The sequence below is a fragment of the Streptomyces sp. NPDC020780 genome, from assembly GCF_044334475.1.
Lineage (GTDB): Bacteria > Actinomycetota > Actinomycetes > Streptomycetales > Streptomycetaceae > Streptomyces.
The window spans coordinates 335,051-353,349 of the sequence record NZ_JBIRTB010000009.1; the positions used below are offsets into that span (position 1 = coordinate 335,051).

General features: G+C 72.9%; 13 protein-coding genes. 5 read left to right on the top strand and 8 right to left on the bottom strand.

Annotation, left to right across the window (positions count from 1 at the left end; translation table 11 throughout):
* Nucleotides 1–59: 59 nt before the first annotated feature.
* The 7 genes from ACH4VO_RS20035 to ACH4VO_RS20065 are packed head-to-tail and all read right to left on the bottom strand — an operon-like array spanning nt 60 to nt 7,888.
* Nucleotides 60–887 carry a CoA ester lyase gene (locus ACH4VO_RS20035; protein WP_360996127.1) on the bottom strand — a complete coding sequence of 276 codons (828 nt, stop codon included), beginning with the start codon at nt 885–887 and terminating at the stop codon, nt 60–62.
* Between the two features lie 2 nt (nt 888–889).
* Nucleotides 890–2,092 (bottom strand): CoA transferase, encoded by a 1,203-nt coding sequence (locus ACH4VO_RS20040; RefSeq protein WP_360996130.1) that lies wholly within the window; start codon nt 2,090–2,092, stop codon nt 890–892.
* On the bottom strand, nt 2,089–2,973 hold the full coding sequence (rbsK, locus tag ACH4VO_RS20045) for a ribokinase (RefSeq protein ID WP_360996133.1): 885 nt from the start codon (nt 2,971–2,973) through the stop codon (nt 2,089–2,091). The genes ACH4VO_RS20040 and rbsK overlap by 4 nt, the downstream gene beginning before the upstream one ends.
* Nucleotides 2,970–4,337: an ADP-ribosylglycohydrolase family protein gene (locus ACH4VO_RS20050; RefSeq protein ID WP_360996136.1), complete on the bottom strand. Its 1,368-nt coding sequence runs from the start codon at nt 4,335–4,337 to the stop codon at nt 2,970–2,972. Before ACH4VO_RS20050 ends, rbsK begins: the two co-directional genes overlap by 4 nt.
* Nucleotides 4,334–5,527, bottom strand: a complete 1,194-nt coding sequence (locus tag ACH4VO_RS20055; RefSeq protein WP_360996139.1) for an ADP-ribosylglycohydrolase family protein — start codon at nt 5,525–5,527, stop codon at nt 4,334–4,336. Before ACH4VO_RS20055 ends, ACH4VO_RS20050 begins: the two co-directional genes overlap by 4 nt.
* Nucleotides 5,463–6,827, bottom strand: a complete 1,365-nt coding sequence (locus ACH4VO_RS20060) for an ADP-ribosylglycohydrolase family protein (RefSeq protein WP_398441072.1) — start codon at nt 6,825–6,827, stop codon at nt 5,463–5,465. Before ACH4VO_RS20060 ends, ACH4VO_RS20055 begins: the two co-directional genes overlap by 65 nt.
* On the bottom strand, nt 6,824–7,888 hold the full coding sequence (locus ACH4VO_RS20065) for an ADP-ribosylglycohydrolase family protein (protein ID WP_360996230.1): 1,065 nt from the start codon (nt 7,886–7,888) through the stop codon (nt 6,824–6,826). The genes ACH4VO_RS20060 and ACH4VO_RS20065 overlap by 4 nt, the downstream gene beginning before the upstream one ends.
* A gap of 246 nt (nt 7,889–8,134) precedes the next feature.
* Between ACH4VO_RS20065 and ACH4VO_RS20070 the strand changes: the two genes are divergently transcribed.
* The 3 genes from ACH4VO_RS20070 to ACH4VO_RS20080 all read left to right on the top strand — a co-directional run bounded on the left by ACH4VO_RS20070 (nt 8,135) and on the right by ACH4VO_RS20080 (nt 15,319).
* On the top strand, nt 8,135–8,869 hold the full coding sequence (locus tag ACH4VO_RS20070) for a VIT1/CCC1 transporter family protein (RefSeq protein WP_069172369.1): 735 nt from the start codon (nt 8,135–8,137) through the stop codon (nt 8,867–8,869).
* Between the two features lie 419 nt (nt 8,870–9,288).
* Complete coding sequence (gene gltB / locus ACH4VO_RS20075) at nt 9,289–13,866, top strand: glutamate synthase large subunit (protein WP_360996142.1); 4,578 nt, start codon at nt 9,289–9,291, stop codon at nt 13,864–13,866.
* Nucleotides 13,859–15,319: a glutamate synthase subunit beta gene (locus tag ACH4VO_RS20080; protein WP_360996145.1), complete on the top strand. Its 1,461-nt coding sequence runs from the start codon at nt 13,859–13,861 to the stop codon at nt 15,317–15,319. The genes gltB and ACH4VO_RS20080 overlap by 8 nt, the downstream gene beginning before the upstream one ends.
* A gap of 197 nt (nt 15,320–15,516) precedes the next feature.
* Here the strand turns inward: ACH4VO_RS20080 and ACH4VO_RS20085 are convergent, their stop codons facing one another.
* The gene (locus ACH4VO_RS20085; RefSeq protein WP_360996148.1) at nt 15,517–16,431 is read right to left on the bottom strand and encodes a rhomboid family intramembrane serine protease; all 915 of its coding nucleotides are present in this window, start codon (nt 16,429–16,431) and stop codon (nt 15,517–15,519) included.
* A gap of 323 nt (nt 16,432–16,754) precedes the next feature.
* On the opposite strand from ACH4VO_RS20085, the gene ACH4VO_RS20090 reads away from it, so the two are divergent.
* Together ACH4VO_RS20090 and ACH4VO_RS20095 are read left to right on the top strand one after the other, a co-directional pair.
* Nucleotides 16,755–17,498, top strand: a complete 744-nt coding sequence (locus tag ACH4VO_RS20090) for a VWA domain-containing protein (RefSeq protein WP_360996151.1) — start codon at nt 16,755–16,757, stop codon at nt 17,496–17,498.
* A gap of 581 nt (nt 17,499–18,079) precedes the next feature.
* On the top strand, nt 18,080–18,283 hold the full coding sequence (locus ACH4VO_RS20095; RefSeq protein WP_015607926.1) for a cold-shock protein: 204 nt from the start codon (nt 18,080–18,082) through the stop codon (nt 18,281–18,283).
* Nucleotides 18,284–18,299: the final 16 nt, after the last annotated feature.

The window sequence follows — 18,299 nt, forward strand, 5'->3', positions numbered from 1 at the left end:
CCGGCCTCTGCCTGCGGTCCCGCGCCGGCCTCCTCGGCCGCTTCCCTCCCGGCCCGCGGTCAGCTCCGCCGGGCCAGCGTCAGCGTGCGCTCCGCCGTCGCCACCACCGCCGCGTCCACGAACCGCCCGTCCGGCAGCGCCTGCGCTCCCGCCCGCTCCCGTGAGGCCTCCAGGATCTGTTCCGCCGCCTCGATCTCCCCCGCCGTGGGCCGGAACGCCTGCTCGATGACCGGCAGCTGCCGGGGATGGATCGCGGCCCGGCCGAGCAGCCCCAGCCGCCGCCCGTGCGCGCAGGACGCCCGCAGCCCCGACAGGTCCCGGACGTCGGGGAACACCGACATGACGGGCGGGTCGAGCCCGGCCGCCCGGGCGGCGACCACCAACCGGCCGCGCGGCCAGTCGAGCCCCGCGTCCTCCCGTACGCCCAGGTCGGCCCGCAGGTCCGACTCGCCCAGCGCGATGCCCCGTACGTCGTGGTGCGCCCCGGCGATCGAGTAGGCGTGCTCGACCGCCAGCGCCGACTCCAGCAGCGGATACAGCGGCACGCCCGGCGCCAGCGCCGCCACATGGTGCACGGACGCCGCATGGGTGGTCTTGGGCAGCCGCAGTCCGGCGAGCCCGGGCAGACCCGCCAGGGCCGTCACGTCGTCCTCGCCGTGCACCCGTACATGGACCGGCACCGCCGCCGGATCCGCCGTGGCCGGGTCCGCGAGGAGCTCCGCGGTCGCCGCCCGCGCGTACTCCTTGCGGTCGGGCGCCACCGCGTCCTCCAGGTCGACGATCACCACGTCCGCGCCCGTGCCGAGCGCCTTGTGGACCACGTCCGGCCGGTCCCCGGGGACGTACAGCCAGGTCAGCGCCACCGTCCGCGGCCTCGCCGCGCTCACGCTCACAGCGCGCCCTCGGCCCGGAGCGCCGCGATCCGGGCGGCCGTGAGGCCCAGTTCCGTCAGGATCTCCTCCGTGTCGGCCCCGTGCGGCCGGCCCGCCCAGCGGATCGCCCCCGGGGTCCGGGAGAGCCGGAACAGCACGTTCTGCATCCTCAACGGCCCCAGCTCCGGATCGTCGACCTCGGTGATCGTGCCCAGCGCACGGTACTGGGGGTCCTCCATCACGTCCCGTACGTCCTGGACCGGGGCGACGGCCGCCTCCGCCTTCTCGAACGCGGACACCACCTCCTCCCGGGTGCGCCGGGCGATCCAGTGGCCCACCGCCTCGTCGAGCTCGTCGGCGTGCTCGGCGCGGGTGGTCCCTGACGCGAACCACGGCTCCCGGGTCAGTTCTGGGCGGCCCACCAGCCGCATGACGCGCTCGGCGACCGACTGGGCCGAGGTGGAGACGGCCACCCAGTGACCGTCCGAGGTGCGATAGGTGTTGCGCGGGGCGTTGTTCCGGGAACGGTTGCCGGTACGGGGCTGGACGTAGCCGAGCTGGTCGTACCAGAGCGTCTGCGGCCCCAGCACCATCAGGATCGGCTCGATGATCGCCATGTCGACCACCTGGCCCAGCCCCGTGGCGTCACGTCCCGCGAGGGCCGTCATCACCGCGTACGCCGTGGCGAGCGCGGCGATCGAGTCGGCGAGCCCGAACGGCGGGAGGGTCGGCGGCCCGTCCGGCTCCCCGGTGACGGCCGCGAAGCCGCTCATCGCCTCGGCGAGCGTGCCGAAGCCCGGCCGCTGCGCGTACGGGCCGCGCTGGCCGAAGCCCGTGACCCGGGCCAGCACCAGGCGGGGGTTGACGGCGCGCAGTTCCTCCCAGCCGATGCCCCAGCGTTCCAGCGTCCCCGGCCGGAAGTTCTCGACGATCACGTCGGTCTCCTCGGCCAGGCGCAGCAGCAGGTCCCGGCCGCCTGGGCTGGACAGGTCGAGCGTCAGCGCGCGCTTGTTGCGGCCGAGGAGTTTCCACCACAGGCCGATGCCGTCCTTCGCCGGACCGTGCCCGCGCGAGGGGTCGGGCCTGCGGGGATGTTCCACCTTGATCACGTCGGCCCCGAAGTCACCCAGCATCGTGGCCGCGAGAGGCCCGGCGAACAGCGTGGCGAGGTCCAGCACCCGCAGACCGGCCAGGGGCGGCGGCGTCGTGGAAGGAGTCATGCGGCACCGATCTCGCTTCGGTACGGCATCGACGTCGATGCGCCCGGTCTCTGCACGCAGAGGGCCGCGGCCGACGATGCCCACGCCAGCGCCTCGGGCATGGGGCGCCCCTCGCCGAGGGCCACGGCCAGCGTGCCGACGAAGGTGTCGCCGGCACCGGTCGTGTCCACGGCGGTGACCCCGGGAGCGGGGAACAGGACCGCCTCACCGCCCCTGGCCGCGTAGAGGCAGCCCTTCGGGCCGAGCGTGATCACGACCTCCGGGACCTGCCGGAGCAGCATCTCCGCCGCCGCGTGCGGTTCCCCGCACCCGGAGAGCGCCGCCGCCTCGTGCTCGTTCGGGACCAGCAGGTCGACGCAGTCCAGCAGCCGGGACGGCAGAGGCTGTACGGGGGAGGGGGTGAGGATCGTCCGCACGCCCCGGGACCGGGCGCTCCGGGCCCCTTCGGTGACGGCGGTGAGGGGAAGCTCCAGCTGGAGCAGGAGCAGGTCCGCCGCCGCGATCGCCGCGGTCTCACCGGGGCCGAGGGAGGTCACGGTGCCGTTGGCGCCGGGGATCACCACGATCGCGTTGGCGCCCTCGTCGTCGACGACGATGTGCGCGGTGCCGCTGGGGCCCGCGGCGGTGTGCAGGAGGTCCGTGTCCACGCCGGCGTGCTCCAGGTTCGCCCGGAGCCGTGAACCGTACTCGTCGGTTCCGACGGCGCCGATCATCAGCACGTCACCGCCCGCGCGGGCCGCGGCGACGGCCTGGTTGGCACCCTTGCCGCCGGGAACGGTACGCAACTCCCGCCCGGTGACGGTCTCCCCGCGTCCGGGGGCCCGGGGGACGTAGGCGACAAGGTCCATGTTGGTGCTGCCGAGCACCGCGATCACGGTCATGGGCGGCGTACCTCCTGGTAGGTCAGTGCGGCGAGGGTGTCGAAGCCGAGGGAGCCGAAGCCGCCCACGGAGGTGGCGAGCCGGTTCTTGAGGGGTGCGGTCCAGTGGTCGGGCAGCGCGGAGGGCCGCCCGGCGAGCAGGCCCGCGAGCGAGCCGGCCGTCGCGCCGTTGGAGTCGGTGTCCCAGCCGCCGGACACCGCGCGGCAGACGGAGCGGCCGAAGTCGCCGTCCGCGTGGGTGAGGGCGGCGGTCAGCAACGCCGCGTTGGGCAGGACGTGCACCCAGTGGTGGGTGGGCGCGTACACGGCGTGCAGCCGGTCCACCACCAGGTCGAAGTCCGGTTCGGCGCGGGCCGTCCCGATGCCGAGGCGCACCGCTCGCGCGTACCGGGAGCGCGGCGGCACCACCCGCAGGCCGGCGGCCAGGCAGCCGTGGACGTCCGTCTCGCCGCCGGCCGCCTCGGCGAGCGCGGCGGCCGTGAACATCGCGCCGTAGACGCCGTTGGCCGTGTGCGTGAGCACCGCGTCGCGGTGGGCCTGCGCGGCGGCCGCGGCCGGGTCCGCCGGGTGGGTCCAGCCGTGCACGTCGGCCCGGATCTGGGCGCCGATCCATTCGCGGAACGGGTTGCGGTGGCGGGCGGTGTCCGGCGGCTCGACGCCGTCCAGCAGGTTGCGGTAGGCGATGCGCTCGGCGGTGAAGACGCGGCCGGCGGGGAGTTCGTCGAGCCAGAGCCGGGCGAGATCGGCCGTGCTGAACCCGTGCCCGTACCGCTGGAGCAGCAGCACGGTGAGCAACGGGAAGTTGAGGTCGTCGTCCTCCGGCATGCCGTCGATGTTCTCGGCGAGGGAAGTGGGGGCCGAGCGGCGGTTCCACGGGTGTGCGGCGGCCAGTTCGGCGGGCAGTCCCCGGGCGGTGAACCAGGTGGTGAGCGGCCAGTTTCCGGTGGCGCGGGCCAGCGCGCGGATGCTGTCGAGCGGCAGCTTCTCGACGGGCTTGCCCAGCAGGCAGCCGACGGCACGGCCGAGCCAGGCGGCGTGCAGCCGTTCGGGGTCGACGGACACGGCGCGGGTGCGGGACGCCGGCCAGCGCGGGCAGGCGGCCCGGATGGCGGACAGGCCGGTCGGCTCGTCGTCCGCCGACGGGTTCGCGAGCGAGCCGAGTTCGTCGAGCAGCTGTTCGGCGAGGGCGCGCAGCCGGGGTGGCGCGGGCGGCTGCGAGGCGCCCGCGCGCTCCGGTGCCGGGGCGCCGCCCGCCGCGTGCCAGCGGCGCTCGATGTCCCCGGCGTCCCGGCCGTCCTGCGCCGCCTGCCGCAGCTCGTGCCCCACCAGGTCCTCGGGCTGGACCCACGTCAGCCGGACGGTCACCGCTCGCCCGCCAGTGACACGAACGCCGCCTCGTGCGCGCGGCGCCGGGCCGTGTCGCGTCCGAAGATCTCACGGGCCACCGCCGCCAGCGTCCGCGCCGGGGCGTGCAGGTCCAGGCGGCTGGCCTCGGCCACCGTCTTCGCCCAGCCCGTGGGGACCGCCCGCTCACCGTGCAGAGCGCCCGCGAGCGCGCCGCTCATCGTGGCGATCGAGTCGCAGTCACGCCCGTAGTTGACCGAGCCGAGGACCGTGTGCCGGTAGTCGCCCCCGCCGACGAGCAGCATGCCGAGCGCGACCGGCAGTTCCTCGATCGAGTGCAACCGGGAGGGGCGGCGGGCACCGAGCGAGGGCTCGCGGTAATGGGGGCCGACGGTGTCGAAGGGGGCCACGGCGGCGCGCAGCGGAGCCAGCGCGGACTCGAAGTCGGTGTAGCGCTGTGCCGTCTCGCACACCGCCTCGATCGCCGACCGGGTGCCGTCCTTGGCGAGCGTCAGGCAGGTCTCGACGACGGAGGCGGGCGTGGCGCCGGGGGCACAGGCGGCGGCGACGGCGGCGGCGAGCACCCCGGCCGCCTCCCGCCCGTACGAGGACTGATGGGCCCCCGTCACGTCCAGCGCCTCCGCGTACGCCGCCTCGGGGTGAGCGGCGTTTACCAGGCCCACCGGGGCCATGTACATCGCGGCCCCGCAGTTGACGATGTTCCCGCAGCCCGCCTCGCGGGGGTCGGCGTGGCCGTAGTGCAGCCGGGTGACGATCCACTTCTCGGCGAGGAAGATCCGCTGCAGGGGAAGCGCCTCCGCCTCCAGTTCCGGGATCCAGCGGGGCCGTGACATCAGGTCCGGTACGAGGTGGTCCGCCACGGCGTACGCGTCGAGGTGGTCGCGGACCGCGCCGTAGACCCGGACCAGGGCGTGCGTCATCAGGGTGTCGTCGGTGACGTGTCCGTCGCCCTTGTGGTACGGGGCGATGGGGCGCGCGGTACGCCAGTCGTCCCCGTGCCAGGGGCCGACGACGCCGGTCACCCGGCCGCCGTGCCGCTCGGCGATCTGCTCGGGGGTCCAGCCCTCGACGGGTCCGCCGAGCGCGTCGCCGACGGCCGCGCCGACGAGCGCTCCGGTGATCCGGTCATCGAGCGTGAGCGCCGTGGTGGTCGTGCCTGCCGCGTACGGTGCGGGCATTCTGGGTGTCATGCCGGGATTGTCCACCCGGAGAGGCTGGTTCCGTGGCTGCCAGCAGTCCGGCGAGTTCCATCAGGTCGGTCCCGGCGAGCCGGGGCAGCGCGCACCCCGCCAGCGTGCGGCAGGCCTCCCGCCAGCCCGCGGGGACGGTGCCGATCCCGCCCAGGGCTCCGGTCAGCGCCCCGGCCAGGGCGGGAGCGGAGTCGGCGACCCGGGACAGGCAGGCCGCGGCGGGGACGGCCTGCGCGATGTCGCCCCGGGCCGCGGTGGCCAGGGCGAGGGCGACCGGTACGGTCTCGGCCGCGGCGATGCCGTAGCTGTAGACGTGGTCGACGATCTGGTGTTCCAGGACGGGGACGAGGGCGAAGGCGCCCGCCGCCTCGCCCGCGAACTCCCGGGCCAGCCGCACCGCGTGCACGGCGTTGCGGGCGATCTCGGTGCCCTCGGGCAGCCGGGCGAGCGCCGCGTTCACCACGGTGTCGACGTCCGCCCCGGCCAGCGCCTCGGCGATCGCGGCGGCGACCGCCCGGGCACCGTGCACCCCGTCACCGTCCTGGGTGTACCGGGCGTCGAACTCGGCGAGCCCGGCGGCGGCCGCGGGGTCACCGGGGTGCACCACCGCCAGGACGGCGGCCCTCACGCAGGCCGCGTCGTCGAAGTAGTGCGGATTGTCGTGCCCGGTGGCCGGAGGACGCAGCCCCGCCGCCAGATTGCCGAGCCCGGCCCGTACGGAGATCCGGGCCCGGAGCGGCAGGACCGCGGACTCCACCTCGGGGGCCCGGGCGCTGGCGGCGGCCACCTCGGCGGCCAGGGCGTTCCACGAGCGGTCGATCGCGTCCCGCATCCGGTGGCCGGGGGAGAGGCCGGGCGCGTGGTCGGCGGCCGCGGCCAGCACCGTACGGGCGGCGAACGCGGCCCACTCGGCGTCGTCGGACGGGCCGAGCCGCAGCGGCTCGGGCGGCTGGTTGAGCGCGATGGGCACCGGCAGGGTCGTCGTCGCGTTCTGCTCCGCGAAGGTGTCCAGCTCCCGGGTGAGCCGCCGGGTCCATTCGGGCATCCGCGCCGCCCGGTGCCGGGCGGCGGGCCAGCCGGCCGCGTCCCCGGCCGCCAGTCCGAGCAGCAGCCCCTCGGTCCTCGCCAGGCGGCCGGGAGCCGGGCGCCGCCGCTCACCGGCCCGCGCCCCGGCCGTACGGTCCGGCCGGGGGCCGCCGGACGGTTCCGCGGCGACGCGGAGCCCGACGGGGCCGGCGGAGGGCGAGCCGGCGGAGGGCCCCGGGGCGGGCCCGCCCGTGGACCCGTGCGCGGCTGTCACCGTCCGGCCTCCCCGCCACCGGAGACCGGCCCGCCGGCCGCGGAGTCGCCGTCGTCCGGGGTGAGCAGCTCCGCGATGTCCAGCACGTGGTAGCCCCGCATGGACGGCAGACAGCTGCCCCGTACCGGGCCGATCGCCGACGCCCAGTCCCGGGGAATCGCCGACGCCCCGTGCAGCGCCCCGGCCAGCGCCCCGGCGACCGCCGCCGTCGTGTCGGCGTCCCGCCCCATGTTCACCGCCGTCAGCACCGCCGTACGGAAGTCGCCGCGCGCCGCGGTGAGCGCCCCGAACGCCAGACCCACCGCCTCCGGCGCCAGGTCCGTCCACGGATAGCCGCCGATCACCACCGCGGAGCGCACCGCGCGCTCCGCCGTCGGCCGGTCCGGGTACGAGCGCTGCGCGGCCGTCACCGCGCGCCGCAGCGAGCGGGCCGTCCACGAGTCCATAGGTACGACCGACAGCGCGGCGGCGATCACCGACGCCAGCCCGGACCCCACCATCGCGGCCGCCACCCCCGCCGCGACCGCCTGCCCGCCGTAGATGCCCTCGCCCTCGTGACTGACCCGCCCGTCCACCGCCACCAGCCGCGCCGCCTCCGCCGGCCGACCCGCCGCGAAGACGCCGAACGGCGCCGCCCGCATCGCGAGCCCGTCGCTCCACGCGTGCCGGTGCTGCGCCGAGATCGGTGCCGCCAGACCCCTGCGCAGGTTCTCCAGCGTGCCGCGCTCGCTGAAACCGGCACCCCGGAACGGGCCCTCGTCCAGGTCGGCGATCCAGTGGTGCCACGCCCGTTCCACGTGGGACACCGTCAGCGCCGAACCGTGCCGGGCCAGCAGCAGGCCCGAGAAGATGGCGTACTCCGTGTCGTCCGTCCCCGCCGGGTCGTCACTCACGAAGCCCTCGATCCGCCCCCAGCGGCGCCGGATCTCGGACGGCCGCAGATTCTCCGCCGGGGCACCGAGCGCGTCCCCCACCGCGAGCCCCAGCAACGCGCCCCTCGCCCGGTCGGCCGTGCCACCCGGCGTGCTGCCCGAGGGCGGCTCCACCGCCCTGCCCGTCATCAGCTCCATCGCGTCGACCCTTCGCTCGCATCCGGCGGTCCACCGCCTGTGCGATCCGTTCCACGCGAGGTCCCGCGCGAGCCCGATCCGGCGGGAAAGCGGCCACACGGCTGACGCCCGCACGACGGCCGCCGAGGCAGGTAAGTACGGCCTTCCTTGCTGGCGGGAGGCCTTTTTCGTGCGTACTTTCGAGGATGTTGAGCGGGGGCGGAACGCGAGAAGCCCGTTCCGGAGAAGGGGAGAGCTGTGGCCATCATCGAGACCGACGCCGTACTGCACGAGGCGCACCGCGACAATCACACGCACCGCGACGTGAACGGCGGCTGGCTGCGCCCGGCGGTCTTCGGCGCCATGGACGGCCTCGTCTCCAACCTCGCCCTGATGACCGGCGTCGCCGGGGGAGCGGTCTCCCACCGGACGATCGTCATCACCGGCCTGGCCGGGCTGGCCGCGGGCGCGTTCTCCATGGCGGCCGGCGAGTACACCTCCGTCGCCTCCCAGCGTGAACTCGTCGAGGCGGAGCTCGACGTCGAGCGCCGCGAGCTGCGCAAGCACCCCAAGGACGAGATGCGGGAGCTCGCCGAACTGTACGAGTCCCGGGGTGTCGAGCCCGCGCTCGCCCAGGAGGTCGCGCGCCAGCTGTCGAAGGACCCCGAACAGGCGCTGGAGATCCACGCCCGCGAGGAGCTCGGCATCGACCCGGGCGACCTGCCGTCCCCGCTCGTCGCGGCCGTCTCGTCCTTCGGCGCCTTCGCGCTGGGCGCCCTGCTGCCCGTCCTGCCGTACCTGCTCGGCGCGTCCGCGCTGTGGCCCGCCGTGCTGCTCGCCCTGATCGGCCTGTTCGCCTGCGGCGCCCTGGTGGCCAGGGTGACGGCCCGCAGCTGGTGGTTCAGCGGACTGCGCCAGCTCGTGCTCGGCGGGGCCGCCGCGGCGCTCACCTACGGCTTGGGCACCCTCTTCGGAGTGGCGGTCGGAAGCTGAGAGCGACCGCCGGGAACGGCGGCCGGAAGCAAAAGGCGTCCCCCGGTGTTCACCCCGGTGTGACGTACGTCGTGGCGCAGGGCCCTGGGCGGATCGGCCGGGGCGACCCTAAAATGAGACGCTATGCAGAGCTACACATAAGTAGCCGTTACCCGGCGGTTTCAATTCCATGACCGCCGGGCAAGAGCGTAGACACCGCAGGCAACGACGCCTGCTCTCTGCGGTCCCCTCCGGACAGTGATCCGATCAGGATCCTTCCGATCATGAACCACCGCCACCACGACTCCGTGGTGTCCGCATGCTGGAACGACCTATCCGCTTTCTGAGAAGCGTTCCATCATGTAACCTGCACGAAATTTCGCAGAGGGCCAACGTCGTCCCTCGGCACAGCACATGCCACGACGACGACGGGAGAGCCGATGCGTTCCGACGCCTGGTCGCCCATGGACGGTCGCCCCGTTCAGCAGGGGATGTACGACCCCCGTAACGAGCACGACGCCTGCGGCGTCGGGTTCGTGGCCACTCTGACCGGTGTGGCCAGCCATGAGCTGGTCGAGCAGGCGCTGACCGTACTGCGCAACCTCGAACACCGCGGCGCCACCGGATCCGAGCCCGACTCGGGTGACGGCGCCGGCATTCTTCTCCAGGTTCCGGACGCCTTCCTCCGCGAGGCGGTGGCCTTCGAGCTTCCCGAGGCCGGCTCGTACGCCGTCGGCATCGCCTTCCTGCCCGCCGACGACTCCGCCCAGGCCGTCCGGCGCATCGAGAAGATCGCCGCCGAAGAGGGACTCGACGTCCTGGGCTGGCGCCAGGTCCCGGTCACGCCGGACATCCTCGGCAAGGGCGCCCGCGCCGTGATGCCCGAATTCCGCCAGCTGGTCGTCGCCGACGGCACCAGCACCGGCATCGCCCTGGACCGCAAGGCCTTCGTCCTGCGCAAGCGCGCCGAGCGTGAGGCCGGGGTGTACTTCCCCTCGCTCTCCGCCCGCACGATCGTCTACAAGGGCATGCTCACCACCGGACAGCTGGAGCCGTTCTTCCCCGACCTCTCCGACCGCCGCTTCGCCACCGCGGTCGCCCTGGTCCACTCCCGCTTCTCCACCAACACCTTCCCGAGCTGGCCGCTCGCACACCCGTACCGCTTCGTCGCGCACAACGGCGAGATCAACACGGTCAAGGGCAACCGCAACTGGATGAAGGCCCGCGAGTCCCAGCTCGCCTCCAGCCTCTTCGGAGAGGACCGGCTCGACCGGATCTTCCCCGTCTGCACCCCCGACGCCTCCGACTCCGCGTCCTTCGACGAGGTCCTGGAGCTGCTCCACCTCGGCGGCCGCTCCCTGCCGCACTCGGTGCTGATGATGGTCCCCGAGGCATGGGAGAACCACGCCTCCATGGACCCGGCCCGACGCGCCTTCTACCAGTACCACTCCACGATGATGGAGCCCTGGGACGGCCCCGCCTGCGTCACCTTCACCGACGGCACCCAGGTCGGCGCCGTCCTCGACCGCAACGGCCTGCGTCCCGGCCGCTACTGGGTCACCGACGACGGCCTCGTCGTCCTCTCCTCCGAGGTGGGCGTCCTGGACATCGACCCGGCCAAGGTCGTCCGCAAGGGCCGCCTCCAGCCGGGCCGGATGTTCCTCGTCGACACCGCCGAGCACCGCATCATCGAGGACGACGAGATCAAGGCGTCCCTGGCCGCCGAGAAGCCGTACGAGGAGTGGCTGGAGACCGGCGAGATCGAGCTCGAGGACCTCCCCGAGCGCGAGCACATCGTCCACACCCACGCCTCCGTCACCCGCCGCCAGCAGACCTTCGGCTACACCGAGGAAGAGCTCCGCGTCCTCATCGCCCCGATGGCCCGCACCGCCGGTGAACCCCTCGGGTCCATGGGCACCGACTCACCGATCGCCGCCCTCTCCGAGCGCCCCCGGCTGCTCTTCGACTACTTCACCCAGCTGTTCGCCCAGGTCACCAACCCCCCGCTGGACGCCATCCGCGAGGAACTCGTCACCTCGCTGCGCTCCACGCTGGGCCCCCAGGGCAACATCCTGGCACCCACCGCGGCGACCTGCCGCAACGTCGCACTGCCCTTCCCGGTCATCGACAACGACGAGCTGGCCAAGCTCATACACATCAACGCCGACGGCGACATGCCGGGCCTCAAGGCCGCCACCCTGGCCGGCCTCTACCGGGTCAGCGGCGGCGGCGACGCCCTCGCCGCCCGCATCGAGGCGATCTGCACCGAGGTCGACGCCGCCATCGAGGACGGCGCCCGCCTGGTCGTCCTGTCCGACCGGCACTCCGACGCCGAGCACGCGCCGATCCCCTCGCTGCTGCTCACCTCCGCCGTCCACCACCACCTCATCCGCACCAAGCAGCGCACCCAGGTGGGCCTGCTGGTCGAGGCCGGTGACGTCCGCGAGGTCCACCACGTCGCCCTGCTCATCGGCTACGGCGCCGCCGCCGTCAACCCGTACCTGGCGATGGAGTCCGTCGAGGACCTCGTCCGCGCCGGCACGTTCATCGAGGGCATCGAGCCCGAACAGGCCATTCGCAACCTCATCCACGCCCTCGGCAAGGGCGTCCTGAAGGTCATGTCCAAGATGGGCATCTCCACCGTCGCCTCCTACCGTGGCGCCCAGGTCTTCGAGGCCGTCGGCCTCGACGATGCCTTCGTCGCCCAGTACTTCAACGGCACCGCCACCAAGATCGGCGGCGCCGGACTCGACGTCGTCGCCAAGGAGGTCGCCGCCCGCCACGCCAAGGCGTACCCCGCCTCCGGCATCTCCGCCTCGCACCGCGCCCTGGAGATCGGCGGCGAGTACCAGTGGCGCCGTGAGGGCGAGCCCCACCTGTTCGACCCGGAGACGGTCTTCCGCCTCCAGCACGCCACCCGCAACCGCCGGTACGACATCTTCAAGAAGTACACCGGCCGGGTCAACGAGCAGTCCGAGCGCCTCATGACGCTCCGCGGCCTGTTCGCCCTGAAGACGAGTGAGAACGGCAGGTCCGGCCGCGCACCGGTGCCCCTCGACGAGGTCGAGTCCGTCTCCGACATCGTCAAGCGCTTCTCCACCGGCGCCATGTCGTACGGCTCCATCTCCCAGGAGGCGCACGAGACCCTCGCCGTCGCCATGAACCAGCTGGGCGGCAAGTCCAACACCGGTGAGGGCGGCGAGGACGCGGACCGGCTGTACGACCCGGCCCGCCGCTCGGCCATCAAGCAGGTCGCCTCCGGCCGCTTCGGTGTGACCAGCGAGTACCTCGTGAACGCGGACGACATCCAGATCAAGATGGCGCAGGGCGCCAAGCCCGGCGAGGGCGGCCAGCTGCCCGGCCACAAGGTCTACCCGTGGGTCGCCAGGACCCGGCACTCCACCCCGGGTGTCGGCCTGATCTCGCCCCCGCCGCACCACGACATCTACTCCATCGAGGACCTGGCCCAGCTGATCCACGACCTCAAGAACGCCAACCCGGCGGCCCGCATCCACGTGAAGCTGGTCTCCGAGGTCGGCGTCGGAACGGTCGCCGCCGGGGTCTCCAAGGCCCACGCGGACGTCGTCCTCATCTCCGGCCACGACGGCGGCACGGGCGCGTCCCCGCTCACCTCGCTCAAGCACGCGGGCGGCCCCTGGGAGCTCGGCCTCGCCGAGACCCAGCAGACCCTGCTCCTCAACGGCCTGCGCGACCGCATCGTCGTCCAGACCGACGGCCAGCTCAAGACCGGCCGTGACGTCGTCATCGCCGCCCTGCTGGGCGCCGAGGAGTTCGGTTTCGCGACCGCGCCGCTCGTCGTCTCCGGCTGCGTCATGATGCGCGTCTGCCACCTCGACACCTGCCCCGTCGGCATCGCCACCCAGAACCCGGTCCTGCGCGACCGGTTCTCCGGCAAGGCCGAATACATCGTCAACTTCTTCGAGTTCATCGCCGAAGAGGTCCGCGAGATCCTCGCCGAGCTCGGCTTCCGCAGCATCGAGGAAGCCGTCGGTCACGCCGAACTCCTCGACACCGAGCGGGCCGTCACGCACTGGAAGGCCCAGGGCCTCGACCTCGAGCCCCTCTTCCACGTGCCGGAACTCCCCGAGGGCGCCGTCCGCCACCAGATCGCCGCACAGGACCACGGCCTGGCCAAGGCGCTCGACAACGAGCTGATCAAGCTCGCCGCCGACGCCCTCGGCGCCGACAGCGCCGAGGCCGCCCAGCCCGTCCGCGCCCAGATCGCGATCCGCAACATCAACCGGACCGTCGGCACCATGCTCGGCCACGAGGTCACCAGGAAGTTCGGCGGTGCGGGCCTGCCCGACGACACCATCGACATCACCTTCACGGGCTCCGCCGGCCAGTCGTTCGGAGCGTTCGTACCACGCGGTGTCACCCTGCGCCTGGAGGGCGACGCCAACGACTACGTCGGCAAGGGCCTCTCCGGCGGGCGGGTCGTCGTCCGCCCGGACCGCGGCGCCGACCACCTCGCCGAGTACTCCACCATCGCGGGCAACACCATCGCCTACGGGGCGACCGGCGGCGAGGTCTTCCTCCGCGGCCGGACCGGCGAGCGCTTCTGCGTCCGCAACTCCGGTGCCACCGTCGTCTCCGAAGGCGTGGGCGACCACGGCTGCGAATACATGACCGGCGGCCACGCCGTCGTCCTCGGCGAGACCGGGCGCAACTTCGCCGCGGGCATGTCCGGCGGCGTCGCCTACGTCATCGACCTCGACCCCGACAACGTCAACACCGGCAACCTCGGCGCCGTCCAGACGCTCGACGACACCGACAAGCAGTGGCTGCACGCCGTCGTGCGCCGCCACCAGGAGGAGACCGCCTCCACGGTCGCCGCGAAGCTGCTTGCCGACTGGGACACCGCGGTGACCCGGTTCAGCAAGATCATCCCGTCCACCTACAAGGCAGTGCTCGCCGCCAAGGACGCCGCTGAGCTCGCCGGTCTCTCCGAGCAGGAGACCACCCAGAAGATGATGGAGGCGGCGACCCATGGCTGACCCCAAGGGCTTCCTGACCACCGGACGCGAGGTCGCCCAGACCCGCCCCGTCGGCGAGCGCGTCAAGGACTGGAACGAGGTCTACGTTCCCGGTTCGCTGCTCCCGATCATCAGCAAGCAGGCCGGCCGCTGCATGGACTGCGGCATCCCGTTCTGCCACAACGGCTGTCCCCTCGGAAACCTCATCCCCGAGTGGAACGACTACGCCTACCGCGAGGACTGGTCCGCCGCCTCCGAACGCCTGCACGCCACGAACAACTTCCCGGAGTTCACCGGGCGGCTGTGCCCCGCTCCCTGCGAGTCGGCGTGCGTCCTCGGCATCAACCAGCCCGCCGTCACCATCAAGAACGTCGAAGTCTCCATCATCGACAAGGCCTGGGACAGCGGCGACGTCACCCCGCAGCCGCCCGAGCGCCTCTCCGGCAAGACCGTCGCCGTCATCGGCTCCGGCCCGGCCGGACTGGCCGCCGCCCAGCAGCTGACCCGGGCCGGCCACACGGTCGTCGTCTACGAGCGTGCCGACCGCATCGGCGGCCTGCTCCGCTACGGCATCCCCGAGTTCAAGATGGAGAAGTCGCACATCAACCGCCGCATCGAGCAGATGCGCGCGGAGGGCACCAAGTTCCGCACCGAGACCGAGATCGGCCGTGACATCGACGCCGCGAAGCTGCGCCGCCGTTACGACTCGGTCGTCATCGCCGCCGGCGCCACCGTCTCCCGCGACCTGCCCGTACCGGGCCGCGAGCTGAACGGCGTGCACTTCGCGATGGAGTACCTCCCGCTCGCCAACAAGGTGCGGGAGGGCGACCTGACGGTCTCCCCGATCACCGCCGAGGGCAAGCACGTCGTCGTCATCGGCGGCGGCGACACCGGAGCCGACTGCGTCGGCACCGCCCACCGGCAGGGCGCGGCCTCCGTCACCCAGCTGGAGATCATGCCGAGGCCGGGCGAGGAGCGTAACGCCAACCAGCCCTGGCCGACCTTCCCCATGCTCTACAAGGTCACCTCCGCGCACGAGGAGGGCGGCGAGCGGCTCTACTCCGTCTCGACCACCCACTTCGAGGGCGACGAGCACGGCAACGTCCAGTCCCTGCACCTGATCGAGGTGGAGTTCAAGGACGGCAAGCTGGAGCAGAAGGACGGCACCGAGCGGGTCATCCCGGCCCAGCTCGTCACCCTGGCCATGGGCTTCACCGGCACCGACCAGGCCAACGGCCTGGTCCAGCAGTTCGGCCTCGACCTCGACGAGCGCGGTAACATCGCACGCGACGAGGACTACGCGACCAACGTCGACGGCGTCTACGTCGCCGGCGACGCGGGCCGTGGCCAGTCCCTCATCGTGTGGGCCATCGCCGAAGGCCGCTCCGCGGCACGCGGCGTGGACCGCTACCTCACCGGCGCCAGTGCGCTGCCGGCCCCGATCCGCCCGACGGACCGTTCCCTGACGGTCTGATCACGGCACACGACGTCCCGTACAACGGCGTACGGAACTGAACACGGCGCCCGCCTCGTCCCCGACCGGACCAGGGCGGGCGCCGTGGCGTGCCCGGGGCACCGGCACGGCCCCCGGTCGTGACCTCCCGGCCCGGCCCACCGGACGGCCGCCCCCGCGGGAGGAGCGCGCTCGTACCGGCGCAGCCCCGCGGGCGGTCAGGCGGCGCCCGTCAGCGCGGCCGTCCTCACCGTCACCACCAGTGCCAGCACCACGATCAGGACCGCCCCGCCGGCCAGCTGAGCCGCGGAGGTCCGCAGCCTCGGCGGGGCGTAGGCGAGCGCGTACGTCACCAGACCACCCGTCAGCAGCCCGCCCAGGTGGCCCTGCCACGAGGTGACCGCGGCGGAGACGACCATCCACAGCAGCAGCACGGCCATGAACCGGTTGACGGGCTGCATGTCCCGGCCCAGACGCCGGCTGATGACGTAGTACGCCGCGCCCAGACCGAAGACCGCACCCGAGGCGCCGACCGTCAGGGTGTCCGGCGCGAGCACGTACACCAGGACCGAACTGCCGAGCGCGGACAGCAGATACAGCGCCAGGTACCGCGCCCGGCCGAGCTGGCCCTCGACGGCCCGGCCGACGTTCCAGAGCGCGAACATGTTGAAGACCAGGTGCATCACGCCGAACGAGGCGTCCGGCGGCTGGTGCAGGAACGCGCCGGTGAGCAGCCGGTACCACTCACCGCCGGCCACGCCGACCAGATCGAAACCGGCGAAGGTCTCACCCCTGTAGTAGTACTGCGCGCCCGCGGGGTCGGTCAGCGCCGCACCCAGCATCCCGAACCGGTCCACCGTCCCGGCCACCGCCACCTGGACGAGGTACGCGAGGATGTTGACCCCCATCAGCGCGTAGGTCACCAGGGGTTTCGCGGCCCGCGGTACGGCGCCGCCGAACACGGAGCGGGCCTGACGGACCGAACGCTGTCCCTCGCGCACGCACTCCACGCAGTGATGCCCCACAGCGGCCTCCCGCATGCAGTCGGGGCATATGTAGCGGTCGCAGCGCGTGCAGCGCACGTACGTCTCGTACGACGGGTGGCGGTAGCACGCGGTGGGGGCGGCCTCCATGGCCGGCTCCTTCGTTCGTGGACGGGGAGGAGGGCCGCGGGGGCGGCGGCGATCAAGATAGCGAACGCGGGGGAGGGCGGGGCACCCGGGGGCGCGGGCGCCCCGGGCGCTGTCCCCCGAGCCCTCGCTCCCCGGCACCCACCACGCCCCGGCCCGGGGCACCGCCGGTCCGGCCGGTCCGCCGGGTACACGGGACGCCCCTCAGCCCTTAGGCTCTGAGCTCCCGCGATCAGGAACGCGGGGAGCCCCCACCGCCCGGCCGGTGGCGGCCACCGGCCGACAGCCCGCATCGCCGGCCACGACGCCCCGGATCGGAGCCCCGCATGGCCGTCCCGCCCGAACTCCCAGGCCCCGCCATCAGCCTGAGCAAGGTCCGCGAGGCGGCGCCGGCGCTCGTCAGCCTGTACAAGAGGGCGCAGGTGTCACTGGAGAAGCACGGGATGAGCGGCCGGCGGGCCGCCGTCTACCTGGTGCTCGACTACTCCGGCTCGATGCGGGAGTACTACAAGGACGGCAGCGTCCAGGCACTGGCCGACCGGGTGCTGGGACTGGCGGCCCACCTCGACGACGACGGCCGGGTCCCCGTCGTCCTCTTCTCCACCGACGTCGACTGCCTCACCGACATATCGCTGGACGACCACCACGGCCGCATCGACGCGATCGTGGCCGGCCTCGGACACATGGGGAAGACCAGCTACCACGTGGCCATGGACGCCGTCATCGACCACTACCTCGACAGCGGCTCGACCGCGCCCGCCCTCGTCGTCTTCCAGACGGACGGCGGACCCGTCAGCAAGCACGCCGCGCGACGCCATCTGTGCAAGGCCGCGAAACTGCCCCTGTTCTGGCAGTTCATCGGCTTCGGCAACAAGCGCAGCACCCAGTTCGACTTCCTGCGCACCCTCGACGAACTGGCCGTACCCGCCGAGCGGCCCGTCGACAACGCGGGCTTCTTCCACGCCGGGGCCGACCCGCGCCGCGTCCCGGACGCCGAGCTGTACGAGCGCCTGGTCGCCGAATTCCCGCACTGGCTGGCGGCGGCGACGGCCCAGGGCATCGTCCGGTGACCCTGCGCGTCGCAGGCGGGGCGGCGCGGCCCCGCAGGCGGACGGCGTCCGATCCGGTGACGTCGGCGGAACGCCCGGCAGGGGGAGTGGGGATCACAGTGGTTCATGGCGCCCATGACACCGAGTTCATGGCACGACGGCACGACTTCCTGGCGGCCGAACCCGTCTTCGCCGACACCGTGCGGAAACGCTTCCAGCAGTACAAGCACCACGTCCTGGCGCCCCTGCGGCCGGGGCCCGCCCGCAGGGGCAGCGCGGGCCCGCAGCCAAGGGGGGATCGGGGAGAACCACGGAGAACGCCCAGGGAAACCTCTCCCGAACCCACGGGTACGGCGCCCCCGACCACGCTGGTCAGCGAAGTCCGCCGCGCGGCGGAGGGGACCGGTCCTGCCGCCCGCCGGAAGAACGTGCTACGGTTGTCCCGTTGCAGTTTTGGTACCCATGAACTTTATGTGCGCCTGACGGGAACCCTCCTCAGGCGCTTTATTGTTTTCCGGCTTTCTCCGGATGGGGCTCAATGCGGCGACTTGGAATCCGTGAAGTGCGGATTCTCGGCACTGCACCTCTTTTAGGAGAATGACATGGCTACTGGAACCGTGAAGTGGTTCAACTCGGAAAAGGGCTTCGGCTTCATCGAGCAGGACGGCGGCGGCGCCGACGTCTTCGCCCACTACTCCAACATCGCCACCCAGGGCTTCCGTGAGCTCCAGGAGGGCCAGAAGGTCTCCTTCGACGTCACGCAGGGCCAGAAGGGCCCGCAGGCGGAGAACATCGTCCCGGCCTGATTGCCGGACGCGTACC

Coding starts and splice junctions, on each gene's coding strand:
- ACH4VO_RS20065 (WP_360996230.1), bottom strand. CDS start 7,888: ATGACGGGCAGGGCGGTGGAGCCGCCCTCGGGCAGCACGCCGGGTGGC.
- ACH4VO_RS20085 (WP_360996148.1), bottom strand. CDS start 16,431: ATGGAGGCCGCCCCCACCGCGTGCTACCGCCACCCGTCGTACGAGACG.
- ACH4VO_RS20080 (WP_360996145.1), top strand. CDS start 13,859: ATGGCTGACCCCAAGGGCTTCCTGACCACCGGACGCGAGGTCGCCCAG.
- ACH4VO_RS20040 (WP_360996130.1), bottom strand. CDS start 2,092: ATGACTCCTTCCACGACGCCGCCGCCCCTGGCCGGTCTGCGGGTGCTG.
- rbsK (WP_360996133.1), bottom strand. CDS start 2,973: ATGACCGTGATCGCGGTGCTCGGCAGCACCAACATGGACCTTGTCGCC.
- ACH4VO_RS20055 (WP_360996139.1), bottom strand. CDS start 5,527: ATGACACCCAGAATGCCCGCACCGTACGCGGCAGGCACGACCACCACG.
- ACH4VO_RS20090 (WP_360996151.1), top strand. CDS start 16,755: ATGGCCGTCCCGCCCGAACTCCCAGGCCCCGCCATCAGCCTGAGCAAG.
- gltB (WP_360996142.1), top strand. CDS start 9,289: ATGCGTTCCGACGCCTGGTCGCCCATGGACGGTCGCCCCGTTCAGCAG.
- ACH4VO_RS20095 (WP_015607926.1), top strand. CDS start 18,080: ATGGCTACTGGAACCGTGAAGTGGTTCAACTCGGAAAAGGGCTTCGGC.